Annotated in this window: 15 protein-coding genes; 8 read left to right on the forward strand and 7 right to left on the reverse strand. The window is 69.8% G+C overall.

The genetic code is table 11. The features are described from left to right. Positions 1–5: 5 nt before the first annotated feature. From ACIBHY_RS50490 to ACIBHY_RS50500, 3 genes are read right to left on the reverse strand one after another with little or no spacing between them, the layout of a single operon-like run. Complete coding sequence (locus tag ACIBHY_RS50490) at positions 6–1,325, reverse strand: MFS transporter (RefSeq protein WP_397258056.1); 1,320 nt, start codon at positions 1,323–1,325, stop codon at positions 6–8. Beyond that, a complete protein-coding gene (locus ACIBHY_RS50495) occupies positions 1,322–2,575 on the reverse strand; it encodes an MFS transporter (RefSeq protein ID WP_397258058.1) in 1,254 nt (417 codons plus the stop codon). The genes ACIBHY_RS50490 and ACIBHY_RS50495 overlap by 4 nt, the downstream gene beginning before the upstream one ends. After that, positions 2,572–3,132: an ArsR/SmtB family transcription factor gene (locus tag ACIBHY_RS50500; RefSeq protein WP_397258060.1), complete on the reverse strand. Its 561-nt coding sequence runs from the start codon at positions 3,130–3,132 to the stop codon at positions 2,572–2,574. The genes ACIBHY_RS50495 and ACIBHY_RS50500 overlap by 4 nt, the downstream gene beginning before the upstream one ends. A gap of 71 nt (positions 3,133–3,203) precedes the next feature. On the opposite strand from ACIBHY_RS50500, the gene ACIBHY_RS50505 reads away from it, so the two are divergent. From ACIBHY_RS50505 to ACIBHY_RS50535, 7 genes are all read left to right on the forward strand, one after another. Then, complete coding sequence (locus tag ACIBHY_RS50505; protein ID WP_397310558.1) at positions 3,204–3,848, forward strand: B3/4 domain-containing protein; 645 nt, start codon at positions 3,204–3,206, stop codon at positions 3,846–3,848. Between the two features lie 204 nt (positions 3,849–4,052). After that, positions 4,053–7,706 (forward strand): multifunctional oxoglutarate decarboxylase/oxoglutarate dehydrogenase thiamine pyrophosphate-binding subunit/dihydrolipoyllysine-residue succinyltransferase subunit, encoded by a 3,654-nt coding sequence (locus tag ACIBHY_RS50510; RefSeq protein ID WP_397258064.1) that lies wholly within the window; start codon positions 4,053–4,055, stop codon positions 7,704–7,706. A gap of 57 nt (positions 7,707–7,763) precedes the next feature. Next, a complete protein-coding gene (locus ACIBHY_RS50515; protein WP_184972535.1) occupies positions 7,764–7,940 on the forward strand; it encodes a DUF6104 family protein in 177 nt (58 codons plus the stop codon). An 88-nt stretch (positions 7,941–8,028) separates the two neighbouring features. Next, positions 8,029–8,832: a DUF4097 family beta strand repeat-containing protein gene (locus ACIBHY_RS50520; protein ID WP_397258065.1), complete on the forward strand. Its 804-nt coding sequence runs from the start codon at positions 8,029–8,031 to the stop codon at positions 8,830–8,832. After that, complete coding sequence (locus ACIBHY_RS50525) at positions 8,829–9,533, forward strand: PadR family transcriptional regulator (RefSeq protein ID WP_397258067.1); 705 nt, start codon at positions 8,829–8,831, stop codon at positions 9,531–9,533. Before ACIBHY_RS50520 ends, ACIBHY_RS50525 begins: the two co-directional genes overlap by 4 nt. A gap of 22 nt (positions 9,534–9,555) precedes the next feature. Then, positions 9,556–10,512, forward strand: coding sequence for a zinc-binding dehydrogenase (locus ACIBHY_RS50530; protein WP_397258069.1), 957 nt, complete (start codon positions 9,556–9,558; stop codon positions 10,510–10,512). Between the two features lie 75 nt (positions 10,513–10,587). Next, entirely contained in the window at positions 10,588–11,445 is an 858-nt protein-coding gene (locus ACIBHY_RS50535) for an oxygenase MpaB family protein (protein WP_397310559.1), read from the forward strand. A gap of 202 nt (positions 11,446–11,647) precedes the next feature. Here ACIBHY_RS50535 and ACIBHY_RS50540 read toward each other — a convergent pair whose 3' ends face one another. The 4 genes from ACIBHY_RS50540 to ACIBHY_RS50555 form a co-directional block, all read right to left on the reverse strand. Beyond that, the gene (locus tag ACIBHY_RS50540) at positions 11,648–12,535 is read right to left on the reverse strand and encodes a hypothetical protein (RefSeq protein ID WP_397258073.1); all 888 of its coding nucleotides are present in this window, start codon (positions 12,533–12,535) and stop codon (positions 11,648–11,650) included. 45 nt (positions 12,536–12,580) lie between these two features. After that, positions 12,581–13,009: a type II toxin-antitoxin system VapC family toxin gene (locus tag ACIBHY_RS50545; protein ID WP_397310560.1), complete on the reverse strand. Its 429-nt coding sequence runs from the start codon at positions 13,007–13,009 to the stop codon at positions 12,581–12,583. Next, on the reverse strand, positions 12,996–13,274 hold the full coding sequence (locus ACIBHY_RS50550) for a DUF6364 family protein (protein ID WP_397310561.1): 279 nt from the start codon (positions 13,272–13,274) through the stop codon (positions 12,996–12,998). Before ACIBHY_RS50550 ends, ACIBHY_RS50545 begins: the two co-directional genes overlap by 14 nt. A gap of 83 nt (positions 13,275–13,357) precedes the next feature. Beyond that, the gene (locus tag ACIBHY_RS50555; protein WP_397310562.1) at positions 13,358–14,797 is read right to left on the reverse strand and encodes an acetyl-CoA synthetase; all 1,440 of its coding nucleotides are present in this window, start codon (positions 14,795–14,797) and stop codon (positions 13,358–13,360) included. 321 nt (positions 14,798–15,118) lie between these two features. Here ACIBHY_RS50555 and ACIBHY_RS50560 point away from each other — a divergent pair, with 321 nt between their 5' ends. Next, a complete protein-coding gene (locus ACIBHY_RS50560; RefSeq protein WP_397258082.1) occupies positions 15,119–16,243 on the forward strand; it encodes a trypsin-like serine peptidase in 1,125 nt (374 codons plus the stop codon). The last annotated feature ends 49 nt before the right edge of the window (positions 16,244–16,292 follow it).

Here is a 16,292-nt window from a genome sequence, read left to right on the forward strand (position 1 = left end):
CCGGCTCACGCCGCCGTCCGCTCCTTGATCGGCAGGCGGAAGAACAGCAGGCTCGACAGCAGCACCACCGCCGCCACCAGCCACCAGGCGGCCGACGTCCCCAGGCCCATGGCCAGGGGCGCCAGCGTCAGGTTGGCCAGCGCGGCGCCGCCGGAACCGGCCAGCGACCCGGCCGAGGCCATCGTGGCCCGCTCCGCGGCGGTGACCCGGTGATGGCCGAGTTCCGCCCGCAGCACGCCGTACGCGCCCAGCCCGGCGAAGAGCACCGCGTACGGCAGCCCCGCAAGCACGACGGAGCCCACCCCGGACGCGCCGGCGAACAGCGCGGACAGGGCCAGGCCCGCCAGCGCGAGCCCCGAGAGCACCAGCCCGGCGACCGCCCCGCGCACAGAACCCCTGGCACCGCTCACGACGGCTTCCCCGCCCTTGTCGCCGCTCGCGACGGCTTCCCGCCCGGCCAGTCTTCTCGCGAGCGCGGGAGCCAGACCGCTGCCGAGCGCGCCGCCCGCGAACCCCACCGCCGCCACGACCGCGTAGGCGGTGGCCCCGAACTCGGCCGAGCCGGTGAGCCCGGCCAGATGACCGGGCACCAGCAGTTCGACGCAGGTCAGCGCCATCCCCACCACCGCCGACAGCAGCACGAGCCGCCGCAGCACCCCGTCACGCACCGCCACGCGCACCCCCGAGGCCACGGTGAGCGGCACGCCGCGCAGCACCTCGCCCAGGGGCACCCGGGGATGGGGCGGCTCCGGCAGCGCCACCAGCACGACACCCAGCCACACCAGCGCCGCCACGGCCCCGGCCAGCGGCGGCACGGCCAGCGCGGGCAGACCCAGCGGCGGATTCAGGAGCGGCACGAAGCCGCCGGCCAGCACGCCGACGCCCAGCGCGACGTCCTCCATCACGTGCCCGCGCGCCAGCCCCGGACGCAGATCCGCCTCGGGCCCCTCGATCGCGTGCAGGGTGTCGACGTACCAGGCCTCCGCGGGCCCGCTGGACAGCGCCCTGGACACCCCGAGGACCCCGCAGGCCAGTACGAACTCCCAGAACGAGTCGGCCGGCACCAGCAGCCCCAGTGACAGGGCGGTGCAGGCCGCGGCGACCGCGAGCACCGCCCGCCGCCCCACCACGTCGGCGAGCCCGCCGGTCGGCAGCTCGAGCACGGCGATGACCAGTGAGTACACGGTCATGACCACGCCCACCTGCACGATCGTCAGCCCCCGGTCGAGCATGAGCAGGACCAGCGGGGCGATCATCAGCCCGGCCGGCAGCCAGGTCAGGAAGCTGACCAGCGCGTACCGGCGGGCGGCGGAGGTCGCGTTCACACCGCCTCCCTCACACGCTCCGGCAGCCGGACGAACAGCAGGCTCGACAGCAGCAGCACGAAGGCCACCAGGCCCCAGGCAGCGGCCACTCCCGAGCCCGCGGCGAGCAGGCCCAGCGCCATGTTGGACAGCGCGCCGCCGGCCTGCAGCGACAGGGAGCCGATCGAGGTGACGGTGGTGCGTTCGGCGGCGGTGACCGCGTTGTGCGTCATGGTCTGGGCCAGGAGGCCGGTGGCGCTGATCCCGGTGAACATCAGCACATAGGCGATCCCGGCGCTCACCAGGCCCGGTGCCCCGTCCAGCCCGGCGGTGGCGGCCAGCGCGCCGAGTGACAGCGCCGCGAGCACGACGCCGGCGCTCGCGCCCCTGGCGTTGCCGCCGGCGATCCTGGCCAGCGCCGGTCCGAACGACGATCCCGCCGCGCTGCCCGCGAAGCCGACGGCGGCCACGAGGGCATAGGCGGTGGTGCCGCGCTCGGCCGTACCGGCGAGGTCGGCCAGGCGTCCGGGGGTCAGCAGCTCGACGGCGGTGAGGGCGACGCCGTTGGCGACCGCGTAGAGCATGAGGCGGCGCAGTTGCGGCCCGCCGGTGGCCAGGCGCAGCCCGGCGGCCACGGTGAGCGGCACCTCGCGCAGCACGCCGCCGATCGAGCGGCGCGGGTGCGGCGGTTCCGGAAGGGCGAGCAGGACCACGACGAGGAGTACGGCGGCGGCCAGCGCGGCGGCCAGCGCCGGCGCGGCGAGCGGGAGGACGGGAGCGCCGGGCGGCACGGCCAGCGGCAGGACGCCGCCGGCCAGCATGCCGGCGCACAGGGCCACGGAGCCCATCGCGTTGCCCCTGGCCAGTCCCGGGCGCAGATCGGCGGCGGGGCCCTGGGCGGCGTGGAGGGTGTCGACGTACCAGGCCTCCGCGGGGCCGCTGGAGAGCGCTCTGGCCACGCCCTTGAGCACGGCGGCGGCCAGGAACACCCCGAGGGTGGTGGCGAAGGCCATCGTCACCATCGCGAGCACGCTGACGGCGGCCGAGGCGGCCAGGACCGTGCGCCGGCCGATCACGTCCGACAGGCCGCCGGTCGGCAGTTCCAGCGCGATCGTCACGACGGAGAAGACGGTCACGGTCAGGCCGACCTGCGGCAGGCTGAGCCCCCGCTCGGTCATCAGCAGCACCATCGGGGCCATCATCAGTCCGGGCGGCAGCCAGGTGAGGAAGCTGACGAGGGCGTAGCGGCGGCGCGCGCTTAAGGGAGTCACGCGTCCAGTTCCCTTCTGGGGTATCCGGCGAGGAACACGTGCGCCTGCACGGTCTCGGGGTCGTCGGCGTAGCGCTCTTCCAGCTCGGTGATCAGGGCGTCGGAGCGCTCGAAGAACTCGCGCAGCCCGGCGGGCGGAAGCCTGGCCAGGATGTCGGTCATGCCGCCCGCCTCGACCCACGCGATGGACCAATCGCTCTCGTCGAAGCGCTCGATGGCGCGGACGAGCGCCTCCACCTGGCGCATCTTCATGATCTTCAGGGCCTCGCGGCCCTGGGGGGTGGCGCCCATCTGGACGTTGTCCCAGCTCGTGTAGTGGTGGCGGGCGCGCCAGCGGCGTTCTCTGCCGTCCGCGGAGGGGTCCTCCTCGATGAAGCCGTACTTGGCCAGCTCGCGCAGGTGGTAGCTGGTCGATCCCGAGCTCTCGCCGACCCGCCTGGCCAGCTGGCTGGCGGTCGCGGGGCCGTCGGCGCGCAGCATGCCCAGCATCCGGACCCGCAGCGGGTGCGCGACCGCCTTGAGCACTTCGGGATCGGTGATCCGGTATCCCTCTTCCATGCCTCGACGATAATCCGCAAAGACAATTTTGCAAAGTGATTTTTGCGAATTGGCCACCTAAGCTGCCAGGCATGATTGAGCACATCCGGGTGGACGAGGCGATCTTCGAGCTCCGTCCCGACTTCGCGGTCCTGGTCATGACGGCCCACGGCATGAAGAACGGGCCCACGGACGAGCGGGCGCGCGGCTGGCTGGCCGAGGCTTCGGCGCGGGCCGTTCAGAGCGAGAAGATCGACGCCTGGAAGGACGCCTACCGCGCGTTCGGCGCCAAGCCCCAGCGCACGCGCCCGAGCGTCGACGCGCTGACCCGCAGGCTGCCGCTGCCGGAGATCAACCGGATCGTCGACGCCTACAACTCCGTGAGCGTCACCCACGCGCTGCCGATCGGCGGCGAGGACCTCGACCGGTACGCGGGCCCCGCCCGGCTGATCAGGGCGAGCGGCGACGAGGCGTCGGAGGAGGCGCTCGGCACGCCGGAACCCGGCGAGGTGATCTGGCGCGACGACCTCGGCGTCACCTGCCGGCGGTGGAACTGGCGTCAGGTGGCGCGCACCCGGCTGACCGAGGAGACGGTCAACGGCCTGTTCCTGCTGGAGCGCCTGGAGCCGATGACGCTGGAGGAGCTCAAGGTCGCCGGCGAGGAACTGGCGGAACTCGTGACCGAGCTCTCCCCCGGCGTGCGGATCACCAGCAGAGTCATCTCCGCCGGGAACTAAACCTCCTGTCAGCCTGTTGAGACCAAACAGTAATATTGGCTGCACCACCTGGATTGACTAGGGGGACGTGACCTCTTTGGACTCTCCTGAGAGGATCAGGCGGGGCGCGGTGGTCTCTCCGGCGCGCTCTGCCGGTCTGTGCGAGTAGCCTTGGACCGGTTCTCTAACATCAACGCCGATCTGCGGAAGAGGGCGATTTCCGCCGTGTCGTCTGAGTCGTCGCGGTCAAACCCGCTGGCAAGCTTTGGGCAAAACGAGTGGCTTGTCGACGAGCTGTACCAGAAGTACCTCCAGGATCCCGAGTCTGTGGACAAGGCCTGGTGGAACTTCTTCGCTGACTACAACCCTGACTACGGACCGGGCCGAACCCCGGCCAGGGAGGCGGCGAACGGCACTACAACCGCGCCCGCCCCCGCACCAGCTCCCGCCAAGGCGCCGGCCACCCCGGCGCCCGCGGCCGAGAAGCCGAAGCAGCCGGCCGCTGCGGTGCCCAAGGGCGCCGAAGAGGTCAAGTTGCGCGGCGCCGCGGCCCGTACGGCGGCCAACATGGACCTGTCGCTGTCGGTACCGACGGCGACGAGCGTCCGGGCCATTCCGGCCAAGTTGCTCATCGACAACCGCATCGTGATCAACAATCACCTCAAGCGGGGACGCGGCGGCAAGGTCTCCTTCACGCACCTGATCGGATTCGCGATCGTCAAGGCGCTGAAGGCCATGCCGGAGATGAACTTCTCCTACACCGAGGTCGAAGGCAAGCCGACGCTGGTCAAGCCGGAGCACGTGAACTTCGGTCTGGCCATCGACGTCCAGAAGAGCAACGGTGAGCGCCAGCTCCTCGTGCCGTCCATCAAGGCGGCCGACGACATGGACTTCCGCCAGTTCTGGATGGCCTACGAGGACATCGTCCGCAAGGCGCGCGGCAACAAGCTGGGCGTCGACGACTTCGCCGGCACCACGATCTCGCTGACCAACCCCGGCACGATCGGCACCGTCCACTCCGTGCCACGCCTGATGCCCGGCCAGGGCACGATCATCGGCGTGGGCGCCATGGAGTATCCGGCCGAGTACCAAGGCGCCGCCCCCGACACCCTGTCGAGGCTGGCGGTCTCCAAGGTCATGACGCTGACCAGCACCTACGACCACCGGATCATCCAGGGCGCCCAGTCGGGCGACTTCCTGCGGCAGATCCACCGGTTGCTGCTGGGCGAGAACGGCTTCTACGACGAGATCTTCGAGGCGCTGCGGATCCCCTACGAGCCGGTCCGCTGGGTCCAGGACATCTCCGCCTCCCACGACGACGACGTCTCCAAGTCGGCGCGGGTGATCGAGCTGATCCACGCCTACCGGGTACGCGGCCACCTCATGGCCGAGACCGACCCGCTGGAGTACAAGCAGCGCAAGCACCCCGACCTCGACATCCAGTCGCACGGCCTGACGCTGTGGGACCTGGAGCGCGAGTTCGCGACCGGCGGTTTCGGCGGCCGCCCGCTGATGAAGCTGCGCGAGATCCTGGGCGTGCTGCGCGATTCGTACTGCCGCACCGTCGGCATCGAGTACATGCACATCCAGAGCCCGGAGGAACGGTCCTGGATACAGGCGCGGGTGGAGATGGCCCACGCCTCGCCCGACCGCGAGGAGCAGCTCAACATCCTCGGCCGGCTCAACACCGCCGAGGCGTTCGAGACGTTCCTGCAGACGAAGTTCGTCGGCCAGAAGCGCTTCTCCCTGGAGGGCGGCGAGTCCCTGATCCCGCTGCTCGACTCGGTGATCAGCGACGCCGCCGACCAGGACCTCGACGAGGTCGTCATCGGCATGGCCCACCGCGGCCGGCTCAACGTGCTCGCCAACATCGTCGGCAAGTCCTACGGGCAGATCTTCACCGAGTTCGAGGGCAACATCGACCCGCGGACCGCCCACGGCTCCGGCGACGTGAAGTACCACCTGGGCGCCTCCGGCACCTTCACCGCACCCGGCGGCAAGACCATCACCGCCTCGGTCGTGGCCAACCCCTCCCACCTGGAGGCGGTCGACCCGGTGCTCGAAGGCGTCGTACGCGCCAAGCAGGACCTCCTGGAGCGGGGCGAGGAGGGCTTCACCGTCCTGCCCGTCCTCATCCACGGCGACGCGGCCTTCGCCGGCCAGGGCGTCGTGGCCGAGACGCTCAACCTGTCGCAGCTGCGCGGCTACCGCACCGGCGGCTCGATCCACATCGTGGTCAACAACCAGGTCGGCTTCACGACCTCGCCCGCTTCCTCCCGAAGCAGCGTGTACGCCACCGACGTGGCCAGGATGATCCAGGCCCCGATCTTCCACGTCAACGGCGACGACCCGGAGGCCGTGGTCCGCGTGGGCCAGCTGGCCTACGAGTACCGTCAGGCGTTCCGCAAGGACGTGGTCATCGACCTGATCTGCTACCGCCGCCGCGGCCACAACGAGGGCGACAACCCCGCCTTCACCCAGCCGCTGATGTACGACCTCATCGACGCCAAGCGCTCCACGCGCAAGCTCTACACCGAGGCCCTGATCGGCCGCGGCGACATCACGGTCGAAGAGGCCGAGTCGGCGCTGCGCGACTACCAGGCCAAGCTGGAGCAGGCGTTCACCGAGGTCCGCGAGGCGGCCAAGCAGCCGCGTCAGGACTCCGGCGAGCTGCGCGTGCCGCCGACCGAGGTGATCAAGTGGTCGCACACGGACACGCCCACGGCGATCACCGACGAGACGCTCAAGCGCATCGTCGACACCCAGCTCAACCTGCCCGAGGGCTTCACCGTGCACCCGCGCCTGTCGCCGGTGCTGCAGCGGCGTGGCCAGATGGTCGAGCAGGACGCGATCGACTGGTCCATGGGTGAGGCGCTGGCGATCGGCTCCCTGCTCATCGACGGCCATCCGGTCCGCTTCGTCGGCCAGGACACCCGCCGCGGCACCTTCACCCAGCGCCACGCGGTGCTGGTCGACAGGATGACCGGCGAGGACCACACCCCGCTGAAGACCTTCAACCACGGCACCACGAAGTTCTACGTCTACGACTCGCTGCTCAGCGAGTTCGCGGCGCTGGGCTTCGAGTACGGCTACAGCGTGGTCCGCCCCGACGCCCTCGTGGCGTGGGAGGCCCAGTTCGGCGACTTCGTCAACGGCGCACAGACGATCATCGACGAGTTCATCTCGTCCGGTGAGCAGAAGTGGGGCCAGAAGTCGGGCGTCGTCCTGCTGCTGCCGCACGGCTACGAGGGCCAGGGGCCCGACCACTCCAGCGCCCGGATCGAGCGCTTCCTGCAGGTCTGCGCCCTGGACAACATGACGGTCGTGCAGCCCACCACCCCGGCCAACTACTTCCACCTCCTCAGGTGGCAGGTGGAGTCCGGGCGGCACAAGCCGATGGTGGTCTTCACGCCCAAGTCGCTGCTGCGGCACAAGAAGGCGACCTCGAAGGCGGCCGACTTCACCTCGGGCACCTTCCAGCCGGTCATCGGCGACACCACCGTCGACCCGTCGAAGGTCACCAAGGTCGTGCTGACCTCCGGCAAGCTCTACTACGACCTGGCGGCGGGTCGTGACGCGGCAGGCCGCGAGGATGTCGCGATCGTCCGTCTGGAGCGCCTCTACCCGTTCCCGGCCGAGGAGCTCACCGCCGAGCTCTCCCGGTACGGCGGGCAGGCCGAGCTGTTCTGGGCCCAGGACGAGCCGGTCAACATGGGGCCGTGGCCGTACCTCACGCTGAAGCTGGCGGAGGACCCGCAGCTGCTCGGCGGCCGTGCCCTCCGCCGGGTCTCGCGCACCCCCAACAGCTCCCCCGCGACCGGCTCCCACGCCGCTCACGACAAGGAGCTCGAGGAGATCGTGCACGAGCTCTTCGGCTAGTCGATTCCACCTGGAAGCCCCCGCTCCGGCGGGGGCTTTCTGTTAGAACGGAGCACCATGTACTTCACCGATCGGGGGATCGAGGAGCTCGTCGAGCGCCGCGGCGAGGAGGAGGTCAGCATCCTCTGGCTCGGGGAGCGGCTGAAGGAGTTCGTCGATCTCAACCCGGAGTTCGAGACGCCCGTGGAGCGTCTGGCCACGTGGCTGGCCCGGCTGGATGACGACGACGAGTAGGCGCGACCTCGCGAGCAAACGCGATACATCTTGAGTTTTGGCTTGACGCGACATATCGTGTATGGAGGAAACCTAACGCGGAGGGGTCATGGCTCAGTGGACTATCGACGGGCCCGAAGAGCTCACGTTCGGCCCCGTGACGGCGCTGGACGTGCGCATCGTCGCGGGCAAGCTCAACGTGCTGGCCAGCGACGGACCGCCGGTGCTGGAGGTGTCCGAGGTCGAGTCGGCCTCGCCGCTGATCGTCACCTATGACGAGGAGGCCCAAGAGCTCAGCGTCACCTACAAGGACCTCACCTGGGACGGCCTGCTCGGCTGGCTGCGCCGCGACAAGCGGCGCTCGGTGCTGACGCTCACCGTGCCGAAGACCTGCAGGGTCAACGCGGGAGTCGTCTCCGCGCCCGCCGTGGTCGCCGGGTTCGAGCGGCAGACGCAGGTCAGGAGCGTCTCCGGCGAGATCGTGCTCGACGGCGTGAGCGGCGACGTGAGCGCCACCACCGTCTCCGGCGATGTCGAGAGCCGCGCGATGGCCGGTGACCTGGCGTTCAAGAGCATCTCCGGTGACCTCACCGTCGCCGACGGGATACCACGACGGCTGAAAGCCAACACCGTGTCCGGCCGCATCACCGCCGACCTGGCGCTGCGGCCCACCGGCCACGTGACGCTCAACAGCGTCTCGGGCGGCATCCTGGTCAGGCTGCCGGAGAACGTCGAGGCCGACGTCGCCGTCCGCTCGACCTCCGGCCGCGTCGTCAGCACCTTCGACCGGCTCGTCAACCAAAGCAAGCCCGGCTCGCAGTCGATGTCGGGACGGCTCGGCGGCGGCATGGCCTCGCTCACGGTGACCACCGTCTCCGGCGAGGTCGCGCTGCTCAAGGGAGAGAAGGAATGAGCCCCGTCTTCGGTCACGGCCGCCTGCGCCTGTACCTGCTCAAGCTGCTGGAAGAGAGCCCCCGTCACGGCTACGAGGTGATCCGCCTCCTCCAGGACCGTTTCCTCGGCGTCTACTCGCCCTCCCCCGGCACCATCTACCCGCGTCTGGCCCGCCTGGAGGAGGAGGGCCTGGTCACCCACGAGGTAGTAGACGGCAAGAAGGTCTTCTCCATCACCGACAAGGGCCGCGAAGAGCTCGACGAGCGCCTCGACGAACTGGCCGACCTGGAGCAGGAGATCTCCGCCTCGGTCCGCGACATCGCCCGCGAGGTCAAGGAGGACGTCCGCGACACCGTCAAGTCGCTCCGCGAGGAGCTGACGAAGATGGCCAAGGACGTGCGTACCGGGCAGAAGGCCGACATGCGGCGCCTCAAGGAGGAGCAGAAGCGCCAGTGGACCCAGAACGTGAGCTCGTGGCAGGGCGAGAGCGAGCGGCTCAAGCACGAGTGGCGGCGCATCTGGGGCGACATCTGGACCACGATCGGCGGCGTCTCCCCCAACCGGGTCGAGCTGGACAACGAGCTCGGCGGCATGCTGGCCGACTTCGTGGGGCAGGTGCGCGAGGAGGCGTCGGAGAGCCAGCTCACCCGCGAACGCCTGGAGGAGGTCCGCCAGACCCTCGACACGGCCGCACGGCAGATCCGCGACACGCTCGGCTGACGGGCTGAAGTAGGGTGCGGCCATGTTCGCCGCAACCGCCGCACAGACCGATCCCGACAACCCGCTCGCCGGCCTGAGGCTCGGCGAGCACGCCGAGCCCAAGACGCCCGACGGGTGGACGACCGTCACGGTCAAGGCCACCGCGCTCAACCACCACGACCTGTGGACGCTGAAGGGCGTCGGCATCCGCCAGGACCGGCTGCCGATCGTGCTCGGCTGCGACGCCGCCGGCCTGGACGAGGACGGCAACGAGGTCATCGTCCACTCGGTGATCGGCTCGGGCGCCGACGAGACGCTCGACCCCAAGCGCTCCCTGCTGTCGGAGACCTACGACGGCACCTTCGCGGAGCGCGTGGCCGTCCCGAAGCGGAACCTGGTGCCCAAGCCGGCGGCGCTCAGCTTCGAGCAGGCGGCCTGCCTGCCCACGGCGTGGCTGACCGCTTACCGGATGTTGTTCGACAAGGCCGGGCTGCAGCCGGGCGCGACCGTGCTGGTGCAGGGCGCCGGCGGCGGCGTGGCCACGGCGCTGATCGCGCTCGGCCGGGCCGGCGGCTACCGGGTATGGGCCACCAGCCGGTCGGCGGACAAGCGGGAGCGGGCCCTCGAACTGGGCGCCGACCGGGTCTTCGAGCCCGGCGCGCGGCTGCCCGAGCGCGTGGACGCGGTCATGGAGACCGTCGGCCAGGCCACCTGGGACCACTCGCTGAAGTCGCTCAGGCCGGGCGGCCGCATCGTGGTCTCCGGCGCCACCAGCGGCGCGGTCCCGCCCGCCGACCTGAACCGGGTCTTCTTCCTGCAGCTGTCCGTGGTCGGCTCCACGATGGGCACCAGAGACCAGCTCCAGCGCCTGGCCGTCTTCCTGGAGCAGACCGGGGTACGCCCGGTCATCGACAGGACGCTTCCGCTGGCCGAGGCGGCGGCCGGGTTCTCCGCGATGCACGAGGGCGAGATCTTCGGGAAGATCGTCTTCACCCTCTAGATAAGTGATGGGTTACTCGGGTGACTTCTGGGTGATACAACGAAAGAGAGGATGTATCACCCAGGAGGCGACGTCATGGACGTGGAGCCCTTCGGCCCGGGATCGATGCACTGGGACACCGCGGGCGAGTACCGCAACCTGCTGGTCGCCGGCAGCGCGCTGATCCTGCAGACCATGCACCCCGCCGTGGGCGCCGCCGTCGCCGAGCACTCCACGTTCAAACAAGACCCGTGGGGCCGCCTGGACCGCACGCTCACCTCCGTCCAGACCTGGGTGTACGGCGGGCAGAACGGCCTGGCGGAAGGCCGGCGCCTCCGCGAGCTCCACGAGCCGATCAGTGGCGTGGACGAGCGGGGCCGGGCCTACCACGCGCTCAACGGCGAGGCGTGGGCGTGGGTGCACTGGTCGTTGTTCGAGCGGTTCCTGACGTTGAACCGGGTGTTCGGCACCCCCTACTCGGCGGCGGACGAGGAACGGATGCTGGCCGAGTCACGGCGGCTCGCCCGGATCCTGCGGGTGCCCGAGCGGGAGATGCCGCCGGACATGCCGGCCTTCTGTGCCTACTTCGACGACATGGTCGCCCACCGACTGGAGGCGCACCCCACGGCGCTGGACGTGCTCGCGGTCATGCGCGGCACACCCGCCCCGCCTCGGCTGCCCGCGGCGGTGCGGCGGCTGTGGATGCCGGTGGGGGTGGCCTCCGGGGGGTTCAACGCGTTCGTGACCGTGGGGACGCTGCCGCCCGCCGTCCGCGCGACGCTCGGCCTGAGGTGGACGGCCCGCGACGAGCGGCGGCTACGGCGGATCGGGCGGCTGGTGGCGATGGTGACGCCGCGGCTGCCCGAGCGGTTGCGGTACATGCCCCTCGCCTACCAGGCCCGCCGCGCCGCCCGCACCCGCCCGCGCCGCCACCTGACCAGCGCCACCCACTGACCCACCGCTGCGTTCCTGCCGCGAAGACCACCCTGATCCCCGCCACCGCCGGTTCGCGGCACCCTCACAGACTGATTCCGCGGCACTCTCACAAGCTGGCTTCCCGGCGCTCTCACAGACTGGTTCCTCAGCACCCTCACAGACCGGATTCACGGCACCCTCACGGACCGGTTTCGCGTCGCTCCCACAGACCGCCGGCCGGTTACTTCACGGTGATGCGGATCTTGCTGACCGCCGTTCGCACGAACTCCCGGGAGCCCGAGGCGGCCACCATGAAGTCGCCCATGCAGACCGACTCGGTGTGGCGCCCGCGCGCGCCCATCGCGCTGGGCACCTCCGGCAGCGCGCAGCCCGGTGTGGGCACGAGGGCCAGCATGTCGCTGGACCCGCCGCCGAACAGCAACTGCGGCCCCACCGGATCACTACGCCGCCCGTCACCCGGCGCGGCCAGCCGGATCCGCCCCGCCGACTTCAGCACCAGGTAGCCGTCCTTGGTCACCGTTCCCTTGAGGCTCGTGGCCAGCTCCATCCGCTGCTCGAAGCGCATCCCGGTCGGCCGGTCGTACATCGCCATCCGCCACGGCCCGAACGCGAACAACATCACCTGCCCCACCAGCCCCGGCCCCGGCGGGCGCGGCCAGAGCGTGACGTTGCCGGTGAACGACCGCAGCGGCTTCTCCCCCCGAGTCACCTCGACGTCACCCCCGTAGGGCGCCGCGAGCTGCCGGTACTGCGAGAACTCCCCGCCGGCGATCCACAGCCCCACGAACGGCCGCGACCCGAGGTCGTCGAGCCCCAGCTCGGCCGGATACCGCACATCAGCCCGCAGCCCATGCGGAAAGACCACCTGAATGACCTCGTCGGCCCCCTTGGCACGCGCCTGGGCATGCAGCACATTGGGTGCGGACGTGAGCGTCGTCAACGTCGGAATCGGGTCGGCCGTCGGCCGCGCGGGCGGCTCCGCCTCCGGCGCCCGGCTGGCCAGCAGGCCGACGACGGGCACCGCGAGTACCGCGACCAGCACCACGATGCCGATCCACCGCCGACGCCCCTTCTCGCCGGCCTCGATGACGTCGAACTGATCCGCCACCAGCGATCCTCGCGGAGTAGTGCGGCTTACGCCCTCGGCCCCAGTTCAGTTGAGCGGCGACCTCCAGCGCAACCCCTCGAACCGGGCAAAGTCCTTGTCACAGGTCACAAATTCACAACCGTGCTCAATCGCCAGCGCAGCCAGGTAGGCGTCGGGCACGAGCTTGTGGTTCGTGCCTATCCGCTTGCACAAAACGGTGAAGATCTCCCAATGACGCTCACCCGGGCTGACCACGATCGCGTGGGGCTGGTTGCGGACCAGCTCCGCGAAGGCGAGGATCTCCTCCATCGTGGCCGGGTTCTCATAGAGCGGCCGATTCGCGAGGATCCGGATGAAGCCGTTGATCACCTGATCCGAGACCGCGTAGGCCGAATCGCCGTTGACCAGCTCTTCGATGACCGCGCGGCAGGACCGGTGCTCCTTCGCCTCCAAGCGGAAGGCGTTGACGAGGACGTTGACGTCACTCAGCAGCATCGTCCACCGACTTGACGTGATGCTCGACGTCCTCCCGGTCGAGCAGGTCCTTGATGAACTCGGGGGTGAGCTCGATCCCGTGCCGGAGACGAGATCCGGAGACCGGGAGCTCCACCCGTGGGCGTTGGGCCGCCTCGGTGGAGCGGTTGAGTAGTTGCCGCAAGGCGTCCTCCATGACCGAGGTGAGACTGCGTCCGTTGCGTGCTGCGTACGCCTTCGCCTCGTTGAGGAGCGTCTCGTCGATGCGCACCGTGGTCCTCCGCATGACTCCAGCGTTCGCCGGTGACATAAAAATGTCAACACACGAAGGGTAGCCGCTCGGCTACGGCCGCGCATCGGGTTGGCCTGTCACCAATCGGCTACGTTCGCCTGTCCCTCGGGGCGCAGGCGCACCTGGCGGCCCACCAGTTCGCGGGTCTCGGCGTCGGCCAGCAGGTCGGCCCGCCGTACGACGGCGTGGGCCCTGGAGGCGCCGCCCGGGACGTCGACGACCAGGATGGCGCGCTCGGGGGCGCCGTCGCGGCCGTGGGCGACCGTGTAGCCGGCCACCGTCGCGGGGCCCTCGTAAAGGTCCTGGATGGGGACGGGGGTGGCGGTGTGCACGGGGGCGGCGTCGCCGAGCGTGCCGCCGGGTTCGGTGGACCAGACGGCGCAGGCGTGCTTGGTCAGGTGCATGCCCACGCCGGTGACCAGGCCGTGGCCGCGCTGTGAGCGCAGGAGCCCGGCCATGGTGGCCGTGGAGTGCAGGACGTAGTTGCTGGCGGGGCCGCCGGCGTACGGCAGGCCGCCGGTGACCGTGAGGCCGCGCGGGTCCAGGAGGTCGAGCTTGAGCGCGTCGCAGGCCTGCCGCAGGGCGATGGCGAAGCAGCTGTAGAGGTCGAGCGCGGCCATGTCGTCCAGACCCAGCCCGGCGCGGGCGAACGCGGCCTCGGCCGCCTTGGCGATCGCCGGGGAGGAGGCGAGCGAGGGACGGGCGGCGACCTCCCAGGTGTCCTCGGCGTAGGCCCAGCCGCGCAGGTACACGCGCCGCTCCAGCGGGATCGCCAGCCGGTCGGCCAGCTCCGAGCTGACCAGGATGACGGCGGCGGCCTGGTCGACCTCCAGCGTCGCGACCGTGTTGCTGGTGTACGGCCAGCCGACGAACCGCCCGGACTCCAGCTCCTCCGGAGAAAACGCCTCCCGCCGCCAGGCATGGGGATTGGCCGCCGCCACCTCCGACATAAGCGACATGAACCGCGCTCGCTCCGACATTTCCCGACTTATCGCCATATTTCGGGAAAAGCGGTGCGCCGTCTCCAGGATCGGATAAGTGTGGACAGGAAGGAACAACTCGTGCGCCAATTCCGCCGGATGCGGCGGCCGGTCCCACCCGTACGGCGGCTTCGGATCGGCCGGATGGCTCCACGCCACATGCTCGCCCAGCTTGCGCACGTACCTGCGCGTGGCCAGCGCCTCCGCCCCCGCCACCAGAGCGCTGTCCAGTTCCCCCGCCGCGATCCGTCCCGCCGCGGCGCCGATGAGCATCTGCGGGGCCGTACCGCTGACATTGGAGTAGACGCTGTGGCGCGGCGCCGCGCCGAGCCGTTCCGCCAGCCGGTACGGCGGCGCGTCGTACTGCCAGGAATCGGTGTAGACCAGCCCGATCGAGTCGAGCCGCGACGGCGCGAGACCGGCGTCGCGCGCGGCCTGCCTGGCCACGTGCTCCCAGAGGACGAGGGGTTCCGGTCCGGGCTGCGTCCGGACGGTCAGCTGGGCGGCGCCGACGAGGCAGGGGGTGCGCGGATCCATGCCACCCATCTAACCAGAACAAGATTCGGTTTGGCTCGCCTGTGACGTTTCTGACCGGAGTGAGCACAGGCGGCGCACGGATATAAGTGACCCCTGTTATCTGTGAGGAAAATGAATTCCGGGCGCCTTGGAGACCTGCGCGAATACCGATTGAGAATACATGCCCAATTGCTATTTCTATAACGGAACGGAACCGGCCCAGACTTTTTCGCGTCGTTTCCTGGAACTCGCCCCGCGCCATTCATTAGCGTTCCCAGCGTTTTCCTGGCCCACCGGGGCGCCGTACCCCGCTCTGGGCCGCCGAGAACTGGAAGGAGCTCCATGAATTCCCGAGCAAGGCGCATGGCGATTCCGCTCGCCGGCCTCGTGGCCATCGGACTGGCCGCCGGCATGATGAGCGGCACCGCTTCGGCGACTCAGGCACCCAAGGACGTCGTCTCCAAGAACGCGACGACGCCCGCGACTCAGGCAGTCCAGTTCTGGACGCCCGACCGCATCCGGTTGGCCACGGACATGAAGGACTCCCTGGACATCTCGTCCAGAGGCGTCAAGGGCGGCACCCAAAGCCCTGACGGTCCGCCCGGATCGGTCCCGCCGATCGGCGAGGAGAAGACGAAGACCGCCAAGAGCAAGCACGTCAACCTGCCCAACACGGTCGGCCGCGTCTTCTTCACGCTGCCCGGCGCCAACCCGAACGACCCGAAGAGCTGGCGTTTCTGCTCGGCCAGCTCTGTCCAGGGCAAGTTCCGCAACATGGTGGCGACCTCGGCGCACTGCGTCTACGACACCAAGAAGGACGTCTTCTACGACAACTGGATCTTCATCCCGTCGTACTGGGACGGCAACAACGCGTGGGAGGGCAAGGCTCCCTACGGGATCTACGCCGCCAGGACGTTCAACGCGCACGACGACTTCGTGGTGAAGGAGGACTACGACTTCGACTACGCGTTCGTCAACGTCTACAACGGCATCAAGGTCAAGTGGGAGAAGGTCAACGGCAAGTGGCAGTGGACGGTCAAGAACGTCGGCCGCCTCGGTGACAACGTCGGCGGCCAGGGCTTCGCCTGGAACCGCAGCACGAAGGTGAACGTCTTCTCCTTCGGCTACCCGGCCGGCGAGCACCCCGACGGCGACAAGCCGTTCACCGGCCGCACCATGAAGTGGTGCTACGGCAAGACCAAGCCGATGCCGTCGGCGCCGAAGTACAACCTGCAGGAGCACATCGGCTTCAAGTGCTCCTTCACCGCCGGCGCCAGCGGCGGGCCGTTCATCTACAACTACAAGAGCGCCTCGCGCACCGGCTACCTGGTCGGCGTCAACAGCGTGGCGTGGGACACCGACGGCAACGACAGGTACGACCACATCTCGTCGCCGTACTTCAACGCCGACACCTACAAGGTCTACAAGGCCGCCGCCAACCGGTGGACAGGCAACTTCCCGCTGTAGCGGTCTGACGCGAGCTGAAAGTCCCCGGGCCCTCCCCGGGGACTTTCCC

This window comes from Nonomuraea sp. NPDC050547, from assembly GCF_044457345.1.
Taxonomy (GTDB): domain Bacteria; phylum Actinomycetota; class Actinomycetes; order Streptosporangiales; family Streptosporangiaceae; genus Nonomuraea.

What these genes read in the sequence shown, in the direction of transcription:
- ACIBHY_RS50505 (WP_397310558.1), top strand. Translation starts at nt 3,204, where the DNA reads ATGATTGAGCACATCCGGGTGGACGAGGCGATCTTCGAGCTCCGTCCC.
- ACIBHY_RS50515 (WP_184972535.1), top strand. Translation starts at nt 7,764, where the DNA reads ATGTACTTCACCGATCGGGGGATCGAGGAGCTCGTCGAGCGCCGCGGC.
- ACIBHY_RS50525 (WP_397258067.1), top strand. Translation starts at nt 8,829, where the DNA reads ATGAGCCCCGTCTTCGGTCACGGCCGCCTGCGCCTGTACCTGCTCAAG.
- ACIBHY_RS50560 (WP_397258082.1), top strand. Translation starts at nt 15,119, where the DNA reads ATGAATTCCCGAGCAAGGCGCATGGCGATTCCGCTCGCCGGCCTCGTG.
- ACIBHY_RS50545 (WP_397310560.1), bottom strand. Translation starts at nt 13,009, where the DNA reads ATGCTGCTGAGTGACGTCAACGTCCTCGTCAACGCCTTCCGCTTGGAG.
- ACIBHY_RS50530 (WP_397258069.1), top strand. Translation starts at nt 9,556, where the DNA reads ATGTTCGCCGCAACCGCCGCACAGACCGATCCCGACAACCCGCTCGCC.
- ACIBHY_RS50550 (WP_397310561.1), bottom strand. Translation starts at nt 13,274, where the DNA reads ATGCGGAGGACCACGGTGCGCATCGACGAGACGCTCCTCAACGAGGCG.
- ACIBHY_RS50520 (WP_397258065.1), top strand. Translation starts at nt 8,029, where the DNA reads ATGGCTCAGTGGACTATCGACGGGCCCGAAGAGCTCACGTTCGGCCCC.
- ACIBHY_RS50535 (WP_397310559.1), top strand. Translation starts at nt 10,588, where the DNA reads ATGGACGTGGAGCCCTTCGGCCCGGGATCGATGCACTGGGACACCGCG.
- ACIBHY_RS50500 (WP_397258060.1), bottom strand. Translation starts at nt 3,132, where the DNA reads ATGGAAGAGGGATACCGGATCACCGATCCCGAAGTGCTCAAGGCGGTC.
- ACIBHY_RS50555 (WP_397310562.1), bottom strand. Translation starts at nt 14,797, where the DNA reads ATGGATCCGCGCACCCCCTGCCTCGTCGGCGCCGCCCAGCTGACCGTC.